The following is a 15825-nucleotide window of genomic DNA, read 5'->3' on the forward strand; positions in this document are numbered from 1 at the left end:
ACTTGTCGCCCTCGTCCCCCTTCCACGATGCTGTGGTCTGTTCAGGCGAGGGGATCACGGCAAGGTCACGTCTCGATTGCGCCCCCTTGACGGGTGTCGGCGGCCGTTCGTACGTTCGGGCAAACGTTTAGGAAACTTTCCTAATTCAGGAGCCCTCATGACCCCTCCGGGCGAGATCACTCGGCGTCAGTTGCTGCGCCGCCTCGGTATGACCGCGTTCGTGGCCGGCCCCGGTGCGGGCCTCCTGAGCGCCTGCGCCACGGGCGGCGCTGGGGGCGAGCCTTCGGCCGCCCCCAGCATCACCGCCTCCGCCGACACCAGGAACCCCTTCGGCGTCGACCCCAAGAAGCCGCTGGAGGTGGTCATCTTCAGCGGCGGGTACGGCGACGCGTACGCCAAGGACCTGCACGAGGAGCTCTACAAGAAGGAGTTCCCCGGCGTGTCGGTCAAGCACAACGCCACCCAGCAGATCGGCACCCAGTTACGCCCGCGCTTCGTCGGCGGCGACGCGCCCGACGTGCTCAACAACTCCGGCCCCGACTCGATGGACCTGGCCGCGCTGGCCGCCGAGAACCACCTCGCCGACCTGACCGTGCTCTTCGACGCCCCGTCGATCGACGACCCGGCCAAGAAGATCCGCGACACCGTCACCCCCGCCGTGATCGACAACGCCAAGATCAACGGCAAGGACCTCGTCCTGAACTACACCGTCTCCCACCGCGCGCTCTGGTACAACGCCAAGCTGTTCGCGTCCAAGGGGTGGTCGCTGCCGAGGACGTGGGCCGAGTTCACGGCGCTGGGGGACAAGGCCAAGCAGGAAGGCATCCTGCTCTTCGCGTACCCGGGGCAGAAGGGCCCGTACTACCAGCTCTGGAACGTCCTCTACACGGCCGCCAAGATCGGCGGGAACCAGGTCATCATCGACATCGACAACCTGGTCGACAACGCCTGGAACGCCGAGCCGATGAAGCAGGCGGTCACGGCCTGGGTGGACATCCAGGCGAAATATGGCGACAAAGCGTACTTCGGCCTCGACCACACCCAGACCCAGGTCAAGCAGCTGCAGAACAAGCTGCTCTTCTACCCCGTGGGCTCCTGGATCGAGAACGAGATGGCCAAGGACAAGCCCGACGACTTCGAATACGCCATCGCCCCCATTCCCGACGTCACCGCCGCCGACAAGATGCCGTACGGCGCCATCCAGGTCGGCGTCGGCGAGAACTTCGTCGTCGCGGCCAAGGGCAAGAATCCGCAGGGCGGCCTCGAATACCTGCGCATCATGCTGTCCAAGGAGGGCGCGCGCGGATTCACGGAGAAGACCCAGAACCTCACCGTGGTGAACGGCGCCGCCGCCGGACTCGACCTGCCCGCCGGACTGATGAGCGCCGCCAAGGCCCAGGACGCGGCCGGCCAGAACATCATCACCGACGCGCGTTTCGAGGGCTGGTACAAGGAGCTGTTCGACTACGGCACCCAGCAGATCAACGTGGTCATGGCCGGGCGCATCACCCCGGAGAAGTTCTGCGCGAACATGCAGAAGAAGGCCGACGACATCAAGAAGGACGACGCGGTCGCCAAGCAGACGCGGAGCCAGTGAGCAGATGGAGCGGCTGCGCAAGTACGGGTTCGTCGCCGGATTCCTCGTCGTACCCGTGGCGCTCTATTCGGTCTTCGTCATCAGCCCCTATGTCCAGGCGTTCCAGCTCTCCCTGACGAGCTGGAACGGATACAGCTCGATCGTGCGGTACGTGGGGCTGGACAACTTCGGCCGGCTGTTCGACGACGAGGTGTTCTGGCAGGCCCTGCGCAACCACGGGATCATGCTGCTCGTGCTGCCGATCGCGACGATCGTCATCGCGCTGTTCCTGTCGTTCCTGCTGAACCTGGGCGGCGGCACGCGCGGCGCCGGCATGAGAGGGGTCTGGGGGTCGAAGTTCTACCGGGTGGTGTTCTTCTTCCCCCAGGTCCTGGCCGTCGCCGTGGTGGGCGTGCTCTTCCAGGCGGTTTACCGCCCCGACGCGGACGGCGTCATCAACGGCGTGCTCGCCAGGTTCGGCGCCGAGCCCGTCGGCTGGCTCACCGAGCCGGACCTCGCCCTCTGGTCGATCATCGCGGTGATGATCTGGCAGGGCGTCGGCTTTTACGTGGTGCTGTTCTCGGCGGGCATGGCGGCCATTCCCAAGGACTATTTCGAGGCCGCCGCGCTGGACGGCGCCGGCCGCGTCCGGCTGTTCTTCTCGATAACGCTGCCGCTGCTGCGCGACACCATCCAGGTCGGCTGGATCTATCTCGGGATCGCAGCCTTCGACGGATTCGCGTTGGTGCAGGTGCTGGCCGGCGACAAAGGCGAGCCGGACGGCGCCACGACCATTCTCCCGGTCACCATCTACAAAACGGCTTTCGCCTACAACAAGGTCGGATACGCCTGCGCGATGGGCGTGGCGCTGTTCTTCCTCACCGTGACCTTCGCCGTGCTGACACTGCGTACGACCAGGCGTGAAAGGGTTGAGCTCTAGATGGCCAGAAACCGGCCGCGGCCCGGCGTGCTCAACGGGCTCTCGCACGCGGCGCTGGCCGTCTGGGCGTTGCTGATCGTCCTGCCGCTGCTGTGGACGTTCCTGGCGTCGTTCAAGAACAACACCGAGATCTTCGGCGATCCGCTGCAACTCCCGGGGGCGCTGCGGCTGGACTCGTGGGGTCGGGCCTGGGACAAGGCGCACATCGGGCAGTACATGCTCAACACCGTGGTGGTCGTCTTCTTCGGCACGGCGGGCACGATGTTGTTCGGGTCGATGGCGGCGTACGTGCTGGCCCGCTACACGTTCATCGGCAACAGGCTGATCTACTACTACTTCGTGGCCGGACTGGCCTTTCCGGTGTTCCTGGCTCTCGGGCCGCTCTTCTTCGTCGTCAAGCAGTTCGGCCTGCTGAACTCCCACTTCGGCCTCGTCCTCGTTTACATCGCCTATTCCCTCCCCTTCACCGTCTTCTTCCTGGCGGCGTTCTTCCGGACGCTGCCGGAAACCGTCGCCGAGGCGGCCATGATCGACGGCGCCTCGCACACCCGGACGTTCTTCCAGATCATGGTGCCCATGGCCCGGCCCGGCCTGATCAGCATCACCATCTTCAACGTCCTCGGCCAGTGGAACCAGTATCTGCTGCCCCTCGTGCTCCTGGCCGGCGACCCGGACAAATGGGTCCTCACTCAGGGCATCGCCAAGATCTCCACCCTGGCCGGGTACGAGGCGGACTGGCCGGGCCTGTTCGCCGCGCTGAGCATGACGATCCTGCCGGTCATGGTCGTGTACATCATCTTCCAACGCCAGATCCAGTCGGGGCTCGGCTCGGGGGCGCTGAAGTAACGTGGCGCCATGAGCGAGAACCTGCCCGAATGGCGGCGCGAGGGCGACGAGATCCGGCGCACGATCGAGGCGCCCGACTTCCCCACCGCCATCCGCATCGTCGACGAGATCGCGGTCAAGGCCGAGGAGCTCAACCACCACCCCGACATCGACATCCGCTGGCGTACCCTCCACCTGGTCCTGACCACCCACGACGCGGGCGGGCTCACCGACCTCGACTTCACGCTGGCGGCGATCATCGACGACATCGCGGCGAAACACGGCGCCTAACCGCCGAATACTCACCGTAGTAGCTCGATTACTCGTTAGAGTGGGTGCCCTCCCGGAGCCCTCCTGCCGTAGGGGCTCGAACCATGGAGGGTCTCATGCGCGTGCCCGCACTCCTGCTCATCATGCTCACCGCAGCCTGCGCGGGCCCGCCCGCCCCGCTCCAGCAGGTCATGGGCCCCAGCGAGGGCCCCACCGGCGGGGCGATCAGGCTGTCCGGCGAGGGGGAGTTCACCGCCTCCGACACCGCCGCCATCGTCTACGACCGCAAGCTGGTCCCGCAGGGGGCTCAGGGCAGCGCCCACGTCGAGTCGGCCGACGGCCAGACCCGCACCACCCTCGTCGTCGAGGGCCTGCTCCCCAACCGCCGCTACGGCGCCCACCTCCACGTCAAGCCCTGCGGGAAGAAGCCCGACGAGTCCGGGCCGCACTACCAGCACAAGGCCGGCGAGATCAGCCCGGCCAGCGAGGTCTGGCTCGACTTCACCACCGACGGAGAGGGCGCGGGCCGCTCGTCCGCCCGCAACGACTGGGTCCTCGACCCGGCCAAGCTGCCCGGCGCGCTGGTCATCCACGCCAAGTCCACCAAGACCTCGGGCCCGGAGGTGGGTATGGCGGGGGACCGCGTCGCCTGCCTGACCCTAAAAAAGGTGTCGTAACCACCCGGCCACGGGCATAATTACACAATTACATAACGGAAGGTGTAGTTGTGACCCAGTGGCAGCCACCCAGATTACGGCTGTTCGAAGACACGCATCGCAGGGCGACGTGGCTCGAGCTCCTGTACGACCTCGTCTTCGTCGTGGCCGTCGCCGAACTGGCCGATGTGCTCCCCACGAGCCTGCCGGCATTCGTGGGCCTGTTCGTACCGATCTGGTGGGCCTGGCTGGGCTACGTCTTCTACGCCAACAGGTTCGACACCGACGACGTCAGCCACCGGCTGCTCGCGCTGCCGCAGATCCTGGCCGTGGCGGCCATGGCGGCCAGCGTGAGCGACATCGACCAGCGCTCCGGGCTTTTCGCTGTCGCGTACGCGGTGGCCAGGGTGCTGCTCATCGTGGCCTATGTCCGGGCCGGCCGCCACGTACCCGAGGCCAGGCCCCTGACCACCCGCTACGCCATCGGGTTCACGGTCGCGGCGCTCATCTGGCTGGCCTCGCTCGCGGTCGACCCGCCCCAACGCTACGTGTTCTGGGCCGTCGCCCTCGCGATCGACCTCGTCACGCCCCTGCTGACCAGGGGGGCCCAGGGCAAGCTGCCGCCGCAGACCGAGCACCTGCCGGAGCGCTTCGGCCTGTTCGTGGTGATCGTCCTGGGCGAGGTCGTGGCGGCGGTCGTCCTCGGGCTGAAGGGCCACGACGTGACGCCGGGCACGCTGCTGATCGCCCTGGCCGGGGTGGCGATCGCGATGGGCTTCTGGTGGCTGTACTTCGGCCACACCGACGAGTCCGTCGTGCTGCGTACCCGGCTGGCCGGACAGGTGTGGGTCTACTCGCATCTGCCGCTTTCGCTGGGACTGGTAGCGTTCGGCATCGGGATCGAACACGCGATCATGCACCCGTCCTCGTCGAGCTGGTCCGTCGGGCTGCCCGCCGCCGTGGTGCTCGCCGTGCTCGGCCTGCAACACCTGTGCTCGTCCGACCGGCGGGCGGGCGTCATCCGCCTCGGCGCGGCGGCGCTCACGCTCGCCACCTCGGCGCTTCCCGTGGCCGCCGCGCTGCCCCTGATCATCCTGTACGCGGCGGCGCAGGTGGCGTACGACCTGTTCCGCCCGCAGCCGGAAGGTGCCGCATGACCGCCAAGGACCTGTTCGACCGCCAGCTGGCCGCCATCGCCGACCGCGATTTGGAGGCGCTGCTCGGCCAGTACCACGACGACGCCACGGTCGTCCGCTTCGACCGCGTCGCCCGGGGCCCCGCCGAGGTCAGGGAGCTGTTCACGGCATACCTCTCGGCGGAGCCCAAGGTGGAGGAGATCGTCTCGGTGCGGACGACCGACGACGTGATCTTCTACAACGCCCTGATGACGATCGCCGGGAACCGGGTCACCACGTACGGGACCCTGGTGATCAGGGACGGCAGGATCTGGCGCCAGACGGCGGCCGCCGCGCCGGTCACCTGATCGCGCCCGCCATCGGCTGCCACGGAGCGGCGTCGAAGATCAGCATGATCTCGCTGATCTTCCCGTCGCGGAGCCGGAAGTGCTCGGCCGTGCGCTGGATCGCGGCCGGCGTCGCCGTGTGCACGTCGTAGACCAGCGTCGCCTCCGACTCCCCGTACAGCTCGCTGATCATCTCCACCTCCGTCACCACCCGCAGGAAGCCTTCCAGCCCCGCCAGGTGACCGGCCGGGTCGGCGGAGGAGATGAACGGGCTCCTGAACGAGAACGGCTCGCCGACCAGCGCCGCCGCCTCCTCGACCGCGCCACGGAAGCGGGCGTCGTGATAGGCCCTGACGACCTCGCGCGTGCTCATCGGGCCTCCTGGGCGGCCAGGTGCTCGGCCAGCCGCTGCTGGTTGCCGGCCAGCCGCAGACACAGGTGGCGCAGCGACGCCAGCTCCTCGGGCGAGAACCCCCGGAAGATCGCCGCCATGGCGAGCTGCGACGGCCTCCGGAACGCCTCGATCCAGGCCAGGCCCTCGGGGGTGATCCGGGCCAGCACCGATCGCCGGTCGCGCCGGTCCTGGACCCGCCGCGCGAGCCCGTCCTTCTCCAGGGTGTCGACGAGGCCGGTCACGTTCCTCGGACTCACGCCCGCCGACTGGGCCAGCTCGCCGATGCTGACGCCGTCGTCGCCCGCCTCGCTCAATCGCAACAGCACGTCCATCGCCCCGGAGCTGAGCCCGCGGCCCTCGCTGCCGTGGGCGCGCATGCGCTCGATGGCCTGAAAAGCGGTGCGGACGGCGGCGGCGGCTTCGAAGGTGAGGGTGTCGTCGCCGGCGAGCCGGCTCATGGCGGCTCTGGCGTGGGGGTCGTAGAGCAATCCGGTGACATCATGTTCTAACTTCATAATGAAGCAGTACTTTATTACGTACTTCCATAAATCGCCAGCCGGTCGGCCACACTCCTCGGCGAGCAGGACCGGGCCGGTCAGCCGAAGACGGCGGGTGGGGGGACGGGGGCGAGGACCGGGTCGCCGTCCTTGATGGGGGCGGCGCCGGCGATGAAGTTCGTCAGCGCCTGGCCGTGCACGCACCTCGCCTGGGTCAGCCCGCCCGCCGCGCGCCGCGTCAGGAGGTCCACCGGCAGGGCCGTGCGGGACGCGGCCACGATCAGGTTGCCGAAGCGGCGGCCCCGCATGATGCCCGGCTCCGCCAGCAGGGCCACGTGGCCGAAGGTGCCGGTCACCGTGGCGAGCAGGCGCTTGGCGAAGGCCAGGCCCTTGCCGTCGGCCATGTTGATCAGGAGGGTCCCGTCGGGGCGGAGGATCCTGGTGAGGTCGCCCATGTACTCCGTCGTGGCCAGGTCGACGGGCATCGTCGCCCCCGTGAAGGCGTCCAGCACCACCAGGTCCGCCGAGTCGTCCCAGACCTTGGCGGTGCCCTCGCGGCCTCCGGCCACGATGACCTTCATGCGGGGCACCGAACGCAGGTCCAGCTGCTCGCGTACCAGGTTGACGAGGAGGCCGTCCGGCTCGATGACGATGTGGCGGGAGCCGGGCCGGGTGGCGGCGATGTAGCGGGGGATGGTGCAGGCGCCGCCGCCCACGTGTACGCAGCTCAGCGACCCTTCCGACAAAAGGTCGATCACATCCGCCATGAGTCGTACATACTCAAATTCCAGAAATGTCGGGTCTTGTAGATCAACATACGACTGAGGTACGCCATCTTTGGACAGCACCCAGCCGTCCGGCCTGTCCAGGTCACGGAGAAGCTCGACCTCGCCGAACGTCACCGGATACACGCCGGGCATCGGTTCCCGCTGTCCACGTCCCACGCTGATCCCCTCCTGGGAGAAACCGTATGCGACGGAGAAGGCTGATTGTGCTCGCTATCGCACTTGTCGCGGTAGTTGGGGCGGGTGCGTTCGCGGTCGTGGCGTCGAACCGGGTCAAGGGGAGCGCTTCCCAGACCGCCGCGGACTACTTCGACGCCTGGCGCAAGGGTGACGTGGCGCGCATGGCGCGCCTGGTCTACCAGCCGCCGGCCGACTTCGCCATCAGGCACCACCGGCTGACGGAGGAGCTGCACATCGAGTCCATCCGGCTGACCCCGGGGCGGTTGAAGAGCGTGGGGGAGGGGGCCGCCGAGGTGCCGTTCACCGGGGTGCGGCAGCTCGCCGACCTCGGGGCGTGGCCGTTCGACAGCACGTTGCGGCTCGGCGTACGGGATCGGGCCTGGAAGGTGCTGTGGGCCCCCGAGACGCTGCACCCCCTGCTCAAGGACGGCGGCACGCTGGAGCTGGACGAGGTCGACGCGTCGGCGACCGAGCTGGTCACCAGCGAGGGAGCGCGGATCCCGAACGACAGCTACGCGGACGCCTATCTCGACCAGCTCAAACCCGAGTTCGGATCGTCGTCCCGCGGCTGGGAGCTGGTGTCGAAGGTGCCGGGGCAGCCGGCCAGGCAGCTGCTGGCCCGCCGGCCCAAGGGGGAGGTCGAGCGCACCACGCTGTCGCGGCCCGTGCAGGCGGCGGCCGCCAGGGCGCTGGACGGGGTCGAGGACTCCGCGATGGTCGTCATCCGGCCGAGCACCGGAGAGATCCTGGCCCTGGCCGACCGGCTCGAGGACAACTACAGCGCGGTCCGGGACGTCTTCCCCCCGGGGTCGGTCTTCAAGACGATCACGGCGGCGGCGCTGCTCGGGAGCGGGCTCGACCCGGCGGCGGAGGTCCGGTGTCCCGGCACGTACACGATCCCCTTCCACGCGCCCTTCAAGAACGACGGCGAGGTGGACCGCGGGCTCGTCAGCTTCACCGACGCGTACGCGTACTCCTGCAACACGACGTTCGTCGAGCAGGCCACCACCAGGCTCACCGCGGACCAGCTGCGTGAGACGGCGGACGCGTGGGGGTTCGGCCGGCAGATAGCGACCGGCATCGGCGGCACCTGCGGGACCATGCAGGAAACCGACGATCCCGACATGTTCGGCCTCGACGCGATCGGACAGGGTCAGGTGGTCGCGACGCCGCTGTGCATGGCCACGCTCGCCGCCGCCGTGCAGAGCGGCACCTGGCGCTCGCCCCGGCTGCTGTCCGACGCGGAGGTGCGCCGGATCGACGGCATCCCGCACAAGGACGTGCGGATGGAGGAGGGGATCGTGGCCTCGCTCAGGGACATGATGGCCGCCGTGGTCGATCACGGCACGGCGAGCGACATGGGGCTGCCGGAGGGCGTGGCGGGCAAGACGGGGACGGCCGAGGTGGCGGAGGAGGAACAGTCGCACGCGTGGTTCATCGGCTACCGGGACGACCTGGCCTTCTGCGTCTTCGTACGGCACGGCGGCTCGGGCCGGCAGGCCGCCGTCCCGATCGCCGCGCGTTTCTTCAACGGCCTCTGACCTCGGAACGCCCGCGTCCGGCGGGCCCGGACAGGGGAGGCGGCGCTAACCTACGGTACCGTAGGTTTCATGACGACGATCACCCTCAAGCCGAGGCTGCGAGGCTGGTTGCACACTGGGGCGCTGCCCGTGACGCTGGTTGCGGGGTTCGTGCTCGTGGCGCTCGGCCCGACCCTGCAGGCGCGCATGGCCTCCGCCGTTTATGCCATCACGTCCGGTCTGTTGTTCGGGATCTCGGCGACCTATCACCGGGGCACGATGGGGCCGCGGCTGGCGGAGTTCCTGCGCCGGTTCGACCATGCCAACATCTATCTGATCATCGCCGGCACCTACACGCCTTTCGCCCTGCTCGCGCTGGACGGGGTGGCGAGGATCGCGGTGCTCTCCGTGATCTGGGGCGGCGCGCTGGCCGGGGTGCTGTTCCGGGTGTTCTGGATGGGCGCGCCGCGCTGGCTCTACACCGTCCTCTACCTGGCGCTGGGCTGGACCGCGATCTTCGTGATGCCGCAGTTGCTGGAGGGCGCGGGCGTGGCCGCCGTCGTGCTGGTGGCCGTCGGGGGCGTCTTCTACTCGGCCGGGGCCGTCGTGTACGGCCTGCGCCGCCCGGACCCGTCGCCCCGCTGGTTCGGCTTCCACGAGGTGTTCCACGCCTTCACCCTCGCCGCGTACCTGGTCCAGTACATCGCGGTGTCGATTGTGGTTTATTCGCACGTGTGATGAACCTGGGGACGGAGCAGTACATCTCGGTGACCACGTACCGGAGGGACGGCACCCCCGTCGCGACTCCGGTGTGGGCCGCGCAGGACGGTGACGCGGTGGTCTTCTGGACCGTCGCCGACTCCGGCAAGATCAAGCGGATCAGGAACAACCCCGAGGTCGGCGTGGCCGGCTGCGACTTGAGGGGCAATCTCAAGACCACGCCGGTCAAGGGCCGGGCCGTGGTGCTGGACGCGGCGGAGACCGAGCGGGTGCGCGGGCTGCTGCGGCGCAAGTACGGCCTCCTGGGGCGGATCACGCTGCTGGGCAGCAGGCTCCGCAGGGGGAGCGCCGGCACCGTTGGAGTGCGGATCACCGACATTTGACCCCATGCTGGTCTGTTTTCTGGCATTACCTGGAAATCAGACCAATATGGGAGATATCACACGGTCGTGGTGGCTTCTACTCATACGCGGCCTCGCATCGCTGATCTTCGGCATTCTGGCGCTCATCTGGCCGGCGATCACGCTCCTCGTGCTGGTGATCTTCTTCGGTGCGTACGCGCTGGTCGGCGGCGTGGCTGAACTGTTCGCCGGGTTCCGGCACGGGGCCGAGTCGCGAGCTTGGCTGATCTTCTCGGGAATTATCGGGATATTGGCTGGTATCGCGACATTTATCTGGCCGGGCATCACGTCGCTGGCGCTGCTCTACGTCGTGGCCTTCTGGGCCATCTTCGCCGGCGCCTCGGAGATCATCGCCGGCGTCAAACTCCGCAAGGCCATCGACAACGAATGGATGCTCATCATCGGCGGCATCCTGTCGGTGATCTTCGGCATCCTGCTGCTCGTCTGGCCGGGTGCGGGGCTGGTCAGCCTCGTCTGGCTGGTCGGGGCCTTCGCGATCCTGCACGGCATCGCCATGATCGCTCTGTCGTTCCGCGTGAAGAACTTCACCCACGGGGTAGGTATGCCGTAAATTTTGCGTAGATGCCCGTGTTCCTCAAAAGGAACATCCGGTCAGACCGACGCATGTGGAGTCGCCATGGACGTACACGCCCGCCTCGCCCGCCACCTGCTCGTCGACGGATACCGGCTCGTGCTCGATCTCGAGCTCAGCCGCGGCTCCTGGCTCGTCGACGCCCGAAACGGCCGCCGGTACCTCGACTTCTACACGTTCTTCGCCTCGGCCCCGCTCGGGGTGAACCCGCCCTTCGACCCCGACTTCTCCCTCCTGCTCGGCCAGGTCGCCCGGAACAAACCGGCGAACCCCGACATCTACACCGAGCATCTGGCGGACTTCGTCGACACCTTCGTCCGCGTCCTGGGCGACCCCGACCTGCCGCACCTGTTCTTCGTCGAGGGCGGCGCCCTGGCCGTCGAGAACGCGCTCAAGACCGCCTTCGACTGGAAGAGCCGCCGCAACGAGGCCGCCGGACGGTCGCGTGACCTGGGCACCAAGGTCCTGCACCTGACCAAGGCCTTCCACGGCCGCAGCGGCTACACCCTGAGCCTCACCAACACCGAGCCCGGCAAGACCGACCGCTTCCCCAAGTTCGACTGGCCGCGGATCGACGTGCCCGCCATCCACTTCGGAGACGTGGAGGCGGCCGAGGAGCGCGCGCTGGCGCAGGCCCGCGAGGCGTTCGAGCGGAATCCGCACGACATCGCCTGCTTCATCGCGGAGCCCATCCAGGGCGAGGGCGGCGACAACCACCTGCGGCCCGAGTTCCTGCAGGCCATGCAGCACCTGTGCCACGAGTACGACGCCCTGTTCATCCTTGACGAAGTTCAGACGGGCGGCGGAACGACCGGGACGCCGTGGGCGTACCAGCAGCTGGGCCTCGCCCCGGACGTGGTGGCCTTCGCGAAGAAGGTGCAGGTGGGCGGGATCATGGCGGGCCGCCGGGTCGACCTGGTGCCGGACAACGTGTTCCAGCAGAGCGGGCGGATCAACTCGACCTGGGGCGGCGGCCTGGTGGACATGGTGCGCAGCCGGGGCATCCTGGAGCTCGTCGAGCGCGACGGCCTGATCGCCCGCGCCGGCGCCCTCGGCAACGTGCTGCTCGAACGCCTCACCAAACTGGAGGCCGAGCGCCCCGAGTCGATCTCGAACGTCCGCGGCCGGGGCCTGATGTGCGCGTTCGACCTGCCCGACCAGGCCGAGCGCGACGCCCTGGTGACCCGCCTCAGAGAGGAGCACGGGGTGCTGGTGCTGCCCTGCGGCCCCCGCTCGGTCCGCCTGAGGCCCGCGCTGAACATCCCGGAGGCCGACGTCGACCACGGCCTCCGGGCCCTGTCCGAGGCTCTTACTGCGTGACGCTGGTGGCCGCGCGGCGCGGCCCGAAGTAGCGCCAGAAGAAGTTCAGCAGGACGGTCATGCGGTTGCGCCCGCCCAGCAGGTACGCCACGTGGATGAAGATCCACGCCAGCCAGGCGGGCAGCCCGTACACGATCATCCCGTTGGACAGCTGCAACACGGCCTCCGCCTTGCCGACGGTGGCCATGATGCCCGGATCGTGGTACTTGAACGCCGCCGGTGACCGCCCCTGGTGCACCGCGACGATCTGCCTGCCCACGTGCTCGCCCATCTGGATCGCCGGCTGGGCGAGCTGGGGGAGCGGGTTGGGCGGCCCCGCCAGGTCACCCGCCACGAAGATCTCGGGATGGTCCGGTACGTTCAGCGCCTCCGTGACCGTGATCCGCCCGCCCTTGCCCTGCGGCAGGCCCCAGTCGCCCGCCTGCTTGGGCGCGGTGACGCCGAGCGCCCACACGGTCACGTCGGACGGCAGCCGCGTGCCGTCGCCCAGCACCACGGAGTCCTGCTCCACGGACGCCACCGTGGCGCCCAGCCGCAGGCGTACCCCTCTCTTGCGCAGCGCGGCCGCCGCCCGGTCGCGCAGCCGCGGCTTGTACGGCGCCAGCACGTAGTCGAACCGCTCCACCAGCGTCACGCTGGTCTGGTCCGGCTTGATCTCGGGATGCGTCAGCGGCAGCGTGCGCCGCCGCAGCTCGGCCAGCGTGCCCGCCATCTCGACCCCGGTCGCGCCCGCGCCGACCACCACGACGTGCATGCTCTTGCGCCGGCCCGCCGCGGTGTCCTCCAGGTAGTGCTGGAACCGGCGGCGCAACACCGCCGCGTCACTGAGCGAGTAGATGGGCAGCGCGTTGTCCTGCGCGCCGTCGATGCCGAGCCAGTTGGTGGTCACGCCGGTGCCCAGCACGAGGTAGTCGTAGTCGAGCCCGCTGCCGTCGTCGAGCTCCACCCGCCGCTCGCCGGGGAGGATCTTGGTCAGCGCGGCCCGGCGCGTGCGCACGTTGGGCCACCTGGCGGCGAACGTGCGGATCGGGTACGACACGTCCGCGCTGCCCATGCTGGCGGTGGACACCTGGTAGAGGAGGGGCTGGAAAGTCGCGTACGGGTTGCGGTCGATGAGCGTCACCAGCGCTCCGGCCCTGGCCAACTCCTTGGTGGCGGCCAGCCCGGCGAATCCGCCGCCCACCACCACGACTCGCGGTCTCTGAACCATGCCAAGGGGTCTGCCCCTGAATGTGCTCATGGAACCGGCGGCCCGCGACGGCATGCCCGTGGCCGGCCCGCCGGGTCGTTCGGGCCGGCTCGCGGAAAGCGGGCTACTGCTGGCGGGACAGCCACAGGCCGATGGCGGTGACCCGGGAGTCCACCCCTAGCTTGGCGTAGATGCGATTGACGTGGTTCTTGACCGTCTTCTCGCTGAGGAACAGCCGTTGCGCGATCTGCCCGTTGGACTGACCGGTGGCGATCAGGTCCATGACCTCGGCTTCACGCTTGCTCAGGGACGTGAACACGCTATCGAACGCTGCGTCGTCGACTCTCATCCGGCCTCCGGGGGGCGCGCAGACGGTCAGATCGCCGATGGCCCCCGTGCTTCCGGCGTTAGCGGTAGACAGCGAGCATAACTCGCAATGTCATGATTTGGGGCCGTTGTTGGGAGAAAACGACAACGGCCGGTCCCGAAGGACCGGCCGTTGCTCGCTGGGGTGAGTGAAGGGACTTGAACCCTCGACATCCAGGACCACAACCTGGCGCTCTGCCAACTGAGCTACACCCACCATGAGCCACCGCTGTGTGGTGGCACAGGAAAAGTGTAGCGGGGTTCGGGAGTCTTTACGCCACTCCTTTAGCCGCTGACACGCTCTGCCAGGGATCTCGCGGTCGCCGAGTCGGGCCCCGGCTGGGCGACGAAGATCGCCGCGCGGTAGTAGCGCAGCTCCCTGATGCTCTCCGTGATGTCGGCCAGAGCCCGGTGCCCGCCCTGCTTTTCGGGCGCCGCGAAGTAGACGCGGGGGTACCAGCGGCGTACCAGCTCCTTGATCGACGAGACGTCGATCATCCGGTAGTGCAGATAACCGTCGACCCCGGGCATGTCGCGCGAGATGAACGTGCGGTCGGTGCCGATCGAGTTGCCGCACAGCGGCGCCTTCTTCGGCTCGGGGACGTGCCGCCGGATGTAGTCGAGCACGACCGACTCGGCCTCCGCCAGCGTCACGCCACCCGCCAGCTCGGGCAGCAGCCCCGAGGCGGTGTGCATCTCGCGCACGACCTGCGACATCTGCTCCAGCGACTCCGGCGGCGGCTTGATGACCACGTCGACGCCCTCGTCCAGCTGATTGAGCTCGCTGTCGGTGATGACGCACGCCACCTCGATGAGCGCGTCGTGTCCCAGGTCGAGCCCGGTCATCTCGCAGTCGATCCAGACCAGCAAGTCACTCATTCGATCTCCTCGCCCAGCGGCTCGGAGCAATCCGCCCGCTTGTTACCCCACCAGCCTAGTGCCACTGATTAGGCGGGCTTGAGCGAGCCGAGAACCTTGGCCAGCACGTCGGTGCCCAGATTGTCGGGAACGGAGGCGTACATGATGGCCGGCCGCTGCCCGGCGCCGCGGTCCATGAGCACGATCGCGCCGTTCTCCTTCTTCCACTTGTAGCCCTTCTCCTCCGAGACCTTGGAGAAGTCGAGCTGGAACTGCAGCACCCAGGCGTCCTTGTCGCCGATCTTCATCGCCTTGTCCTCCACGACCTTGGTCTCGTGGGTGACCTGGTAGAACCTGGTGGAGAAGTCGACGAAGACCGCCTTGGCCGTGTCGCCCATGCCGGAGGCGCCCGAATAGGGATAGAGCTCGTTGAGCACGCCCGTGTAGATGTTGCCGATCCAGTCGCCCTCGCCGTCGTACTTCGCCTGCGAGAGGGCCTGCACCCCGCCCGACCACAGCTGCTGGGTCGGGGTCGGGCTGGAGCCGTTGACCTCGGCGGCCTTGGGCACCGTCCAGCTGTCGGGCGCCTCGAAGGAGAGGCCGGCCTGCGGGTCGGTGATGCGGCCGCCGACCGGCTGGGGCAGCTCGGTGACGCCCTGGGAGGGCGGCTCGCTGGACGGCGGCTCCTGGCTCGGCGGGTCCTCCTGCCCGAACGTGTCGGCCGGCGTCGGGAGCGACGCCGTCGGCGTGGTGCTCCGGTTGATGAAGAAGATGCCGGCCACCACGATCAGCGCGACCACGACCAGGGCCGCCAGACCCCCGAACACCCAGGGCAACGGGTTGGACTGCTTGGGCGGCGGGCCGTAGGTGACACCGGGCAGGGGCGGGCCGCCCCACTGGGTGGGCCCCGTGGGCTGGCCGTAGGCCCCCTGCCCGTAGGTCGGCTGGCCGAACTGGAGCGTGGGGTTCGCGGGCGTCGCCGACCAGTCGGGACTCGACTGCGGCTGCGGCTGCGGCTGCGGCCGCGACTGCGGCTGCGACTGGGGCTGCGGCTGAGGTTGCGGCTGCGACGGGGGCTGCGGCTGCGGCCCGGAGGGCTGCTGCGGGGGGCCGCCCGGCCCGGCCTGCCGCGCGTGGAGGGCGTCGGTCCACTGGGTGCCGTCCCACCAGCGGAGCTGGGGCTCTCCGTACGGGTCCGGGTACCAGCCCGCGGGGGTCTGCGTGGTCATGTTCGCCAGATTAGTAAGAACCTCATTGATATGCATTGTCGCGAG

The 15825-nt window shown here is 68.6% G+C and carries 19 protein-coding genes and 1 tRNA gene; 12 read left to right on the forward strand and 8 right to left on the reverse strand.

What is annotated here, in order from left to right; genetic code table 11:
• Window positions 1–157 precede the first annotated feature (157 nt).
• From ngcE to ACFKCF_RS32825, 7 genes are all read left to right on the forward strand, one after another.
• Window positions 158–1597, forward strand: a complete 1440-nt coding sequence (gene ngcE, locus ACFKCF_RS32795; RefSeq protein WP_394499149.1) for an N-acetylglucosamine/diacetylchitobiose ABC transporter substrate-binding protein — start codon at window positions 158–160, stop codon at window positions 1595–1597.
• A gap of 4 nt (window positions 1598–1601) precedes the next feature.
• Complete coding sequence (locus tag ACFKCF_RS32800; protein WP_394499150.1) at window positions 1602–2516, forward strand: carbohydrate ABC transporter permease; 915 nt, start codon at window positions 1602–1604, stop codon at window positions 2514–2516.
• Window positions 2517–3362 carry a carbohydrate ABC transporter permease gene (locus tag ACFKCF_RS32805; RefSeq protein WP_394499151.1) on the forward strand — a complete coding sequence of 282 codons (846 nt, stop codon included), beginning with the start codon at window positions 2517–2519 and terminating at the stop codon, window positions 3360–3362.
• A gap of 9 nt (window positions 3363–3371) precedes the next feature.
• Window positions 3372–3632 (forward strand): 4a-hydroxytetrahydrobiopterin dehydratase, encoded by a 261-nt coding sequence (locus tag ACFKCF_RS32810; protein ID WP_364847473.1) that lies wholly within the window; start codon window positions 3372–3374, stop codon window positions 3630–3632.
• A 95-nt stretch (window positions 3633–3727) separates the two neighbouring features.
• Window positions 3728–4288, forward strand: a complete 561-nt coding sequence (locus ACFKCF_RS32815; protein ID WP_394499152.1) for a superoxide dismutase family protein — start codon at window positions 3728–3730, stop codon at window positions 4286–4288.
• 50 nt (window positions 4289–4338) lie between these two features.
• Complete coding sequence (locus ACFKCF_RS32820) at window positions 4339–5424, forward strand: low temperature requirement protein A (protein WP_394499153.1); 1086 nt, start codon at window positions 4339–4341, stop codon at window positions 5422–5424.
• Complete coding sequence (locus ACFKCF_RS32825) at window positions 5421–5750, forward strand: nuclear transport factor 2 family protein (RefSeq protein WP_394499154.1); 330 nt, start codon at window positions 5421–5423, stop codon at window positions 5748–5750. The genes ACFKCF_RS32820 and ACFKCF_RS32825 overlap by 4 nt, the downstream gene beginning before the upstream one ends.
• On the opposite strand, the gene ACFKCF_RS32830 is transcribed toward ACFKCF_RS32825, so the two are convergent.
• The 3 genes from ACFKCF_RS32830 to ACFKCF_RS32840 all read right to left on the reverse strand — a co-directional run bounded on the left by ACFKCF_RS32830 (window position 5743) and on the right by ACFKCF_RS32840 (window position 7540).
• On the reverse strand, window positions 5743–6102 hold the full coding sequence (locus tag ACFKCF_RS32830; protein ID WP_394499155.1) for a nuclear transport factor 2 family protein: 360 nt from the start codon (window positions 6100–6102) through the stop codon (window positions 5743–5745). The genes ACFKCF_RS32825 and ACFKCF_RS32830 overlap by 8 nt on opposite strands.
• Window positions 6099–6638: a MarR family winged helix-turn-helix transcriptional regulator gene (locus ACFKCF_RS32835; RefSeq protein WP_394499156.1), complete on the reverse strand. Its 540-nt coding sequence runs from the start codon at window positions 6636–6638 to the stop codon at window positions 6099–6101. The genes ACFKCF_RS32830 and ACFKCF_RS32835 overlap by 4 nt, the downstream gene beginning before the upstream one ends.
• 80 nt (window positions 6639–6718) lie before the next feature.
• On the reverse strand, window positions 6719–7540 hold the full coding sequence (locus tag ACFKCF_RS32840; protein ID WP_394499274.1) for a spermidine synthase: 822 nt from the start codon (window positions 7538–7540) through the stop codon (window positions 6719–6721).
• 71 nt (window positions 7541–7611) lie between these two features.
• Between ACFKCF_RS32840 and ACFKCF_RS32845 the strand changes: the two genes are divergently transcribed.
• From ACFKCF_RS32845 to lat, 5 genes are all read left to right on the forward strand, one after another.
• Window positions 7612–9126, forward strand: a complete 1515-nt coding sequence (locus ACFKCF_RS32845) for a penicillin-binding transpeptidase domain-containing protein (RefSeq protein ID WP_394499157.1) — start codon at window positions 7612–7614, stop codon at window positions 9124–9126.
• A 69-nt stretch (window positions 9127–9195) separates the two neighbouring features.
• Window positions 9196–9843: a hemolysin III family protein gene (locus tag ACFKCF_RS32850; protein ID WP_394499158.1), complete on the forward strand. Its 648-nt coding sequence runs from the start codon at window positions 9196–9198 to the stop codon at window positions 9841–9843.
• A complete protein-coding gene (locus tag ACFKCF_RS32855) occupies window positions 9843–10208 on the forward strand; it encodes a PPOX class F420-dependent oxidoreductase (RefSeq protein WP_394499159.1) in 366 nt (121 codons plus the stop codon). Before ACFKCF_RS32850 ends, ACFKCF_RS32855 begins: the two co-directional genes overlap by 1 nt.
• A 4-nt stretch (window positions 10209–10212) precedes the next feature.
• Window positions 10213–10797, forward strand: a complete 585-nt coding sequence (locus ACFKCF_RS32860; protein ID WP_394499160.1) for an HdeD family acid-resistance protein — start codon at window positions 10213–10215, stop codon at window positions 10795–10797.
• Window positions 10798–10863: 66 nt separating this feature from the next.
• The gene (lat, locus tag ACFKCF_RS32865) at window positions 10864–12138 is read left to right on the forward strand and encodes an L-lysine 6-transaminase (RefSeq protein WP_394499161.1); all 1275 of its coding nucleotides are present in this window, start codon (window positions 10864–10866) and stop codon (window positions 12136–12138) included.
• On the opposite strand, the gene ACFKCF_RS32870 is transcribed toward lat, so the two are convergent.
• The 5 genes from ACFKCF_RS32870 to ACFKCF_RS32890 all read right to left on the reverse strand — a co-directional run bounded on the left by ACFKCF_RS32870 (window position 12128) and on the right by ACFKCF_RS32890 (window position 15780).
• Window positions 12128–13402 carry an NAD(P)/FAD-dependent oxidoreductase gene (locus ACFKCF_RS32870; RefSeq protein ID WP_394499162.1) on the reverse strand — a complete coding sequence of 425 codons (1275 nt, stop codon included), beginning with the start codon at window positions 13400–13402 and terminating at the stop codon, window positions 12128–12130. The genes lat and ACFKCF_RS32870 overlap by 11 nt on opposite strands.
• A 49-nt stretch (window positions 13403–13451) precedes the next feature.
• On the reverse strand, window positions 13452–13646 hold the full coding sequence (locus tag ACFKCF_RS32875; RefSeq protein ID WP_394499163.1) for a LuxR C-terminal-related transcriptional regulator: 195 nt from the start codon (window positions 13644–13646) through the stop codon (window positions 13452–13454).
• A 188-nt stretch (window positions 13647–13834) separates the two neighbouring features.
• Window positions 13835–13910 (reverse strand) — tRNA-His (locus ACFKCF_RS32880).
• Between the two features lie 68 nt (window positions 13911–13978).
• The gene (gene orn, locus ACFKCF_RS32885) at window positions 13979–14572 is read right to left on the reverse strand and encodes an oligoribonuclease (protein WP_394499164.1); all 594 of its coding nucleotides are present in this window, start codon (window positions 14570–14572) and stop codon (window positions 13979–13981) included.
• A 68-nt stretch (window positions 14573–14640) separates the two neighbouring features.
• Complete coding sequence (locus tag ACFKCF_RS32890) at window positions 14641–15780, reverse strand: DUF2510 domain-containing protein (RefSeq protein ID WP_394499165.1); 1140 nt, start codon at window positions 15778–15780, stop codon at window positions 14641–14643.
• Window positions 15781–15825: the final 45 nt, after the last annotated feature.

The sequence above is a fragment of the Nonomuraea sp. JJY05 genome, assembly GCF_043496855.1.
Taxonomy (GTDB): Bacteria; Actinomycetota; Actinomycetes; order Streptosporangiales; family Streptosporangiaceae; genus Nonomuraea.

Coding starts and splice junctions, on each gene's coding strand:
- ngcE (WP_394499149.1), top strand. CDS start 158: ATGACCCCTCCGGGCGAGATCACTCGGCGTCAGTTGCTGCGCCGCCTC.
- ACFKCF_RS32800 (WP_394499150.1), top strand. CDS start 1,602: ATGGAGCGGCTGCGCAAGTACGGGTTCGTCGCCGGATTCCTCGTCGTA.
- ACFKCF_RS32805 (WP_394499151.1), top strand. CDS start 2,517: ATGGCCAGAAACCGGCCGCGGCCCGGCGTGCTCAACGGGCTCTCGCAC.
- ACFKCF_RS32810 (WP_364847473.1), top strand. CDS start 3,372: ATGAGCGAGAACCTGCCCGAATGGCGGCGCGAGGGCGACGAGATCCGG.
- ACFKCF_RS32815 (WP_394499152.1), top strand. CDS start 3,728: ATGCGCGTGCCCGCACTCCTGCTCATCATGCTCACCGCAGCCTGCGCG.
- ACFKCF_RS32825 (WP_394499154.1), top strand. CDS start 5,421: ATGACCGCCAAGGACCTGTTCGACCGCCAGCTGGCCGCCATCGCCGAC.
- ACFKCF_RS32830 (WP_394499155.1), bottom strand. CDS start 6,102: ATGAGCACGCGCGAGGTCGTCAGGGCCTATCACGACGCCCGCTTCCGT.
- ACFKCF_RS32835 (WP_394499156.1), bottom strand. CDS start 6,638: ATGAAGTTAGAACATGATGTCACCGGATTGCTCTACGACCCCCACGCC.
- ACFKCF_RS32840 (WP_394499274.1), bottom strand. CDS start 7,540: ATGCCCGGCGTGTATCCGGTGACGTTCGGCGAGGTCGAGCTTCTCCGT.
- ACFKCF_RS32850 (WP_394499158.1), top strand. CDS start 9,196: ATGACGACGATCACCCTCAAGCCGAGGCTGCGAGGCTGGTTGCACACT.
- ACFKCF_RS32855 (WP_394499159.1), top strand. CDS start 9,843: ATGAACCTGGGGACGGAGCAGTACATCTCGGTGACCACGTACCGGAGG.
- ACFKCF_RS32860 (WP_394499160.1), top strand. CDS start 10,213: ATGCTGGTCTGTTTTCTGGCATTACCTGGAAATCAGACCAATATGGGA.
- lat (WP_394499161.1), top strand. CDS start 10,864: ATGGACGTACACGCCCGCCTCGCCCGCCACCTGCTCGTCGACGGATAC.
- ACFKCF_RS32870 (WP_394499162.1), bottom strand. CDS start 13,402: ATGCCGTCGCGGGCCGCCGGTTCCATGAGCACATTCAGGGGCAGACCC.
- orn (WP_394499164.1), bottom strand. CDS start 14,572: ATGAGTGACTTGCTGGTCTGGATCGACTGCGAGATGACCGGGCTCGAC.
- ACFKCF_RS32890 (WP_394499165.1), bottom strand. CDS start 15,780: ATGACCACGCAGACCCCCGCGGGCTGGTACCCGGACCCGTACGGAGAG.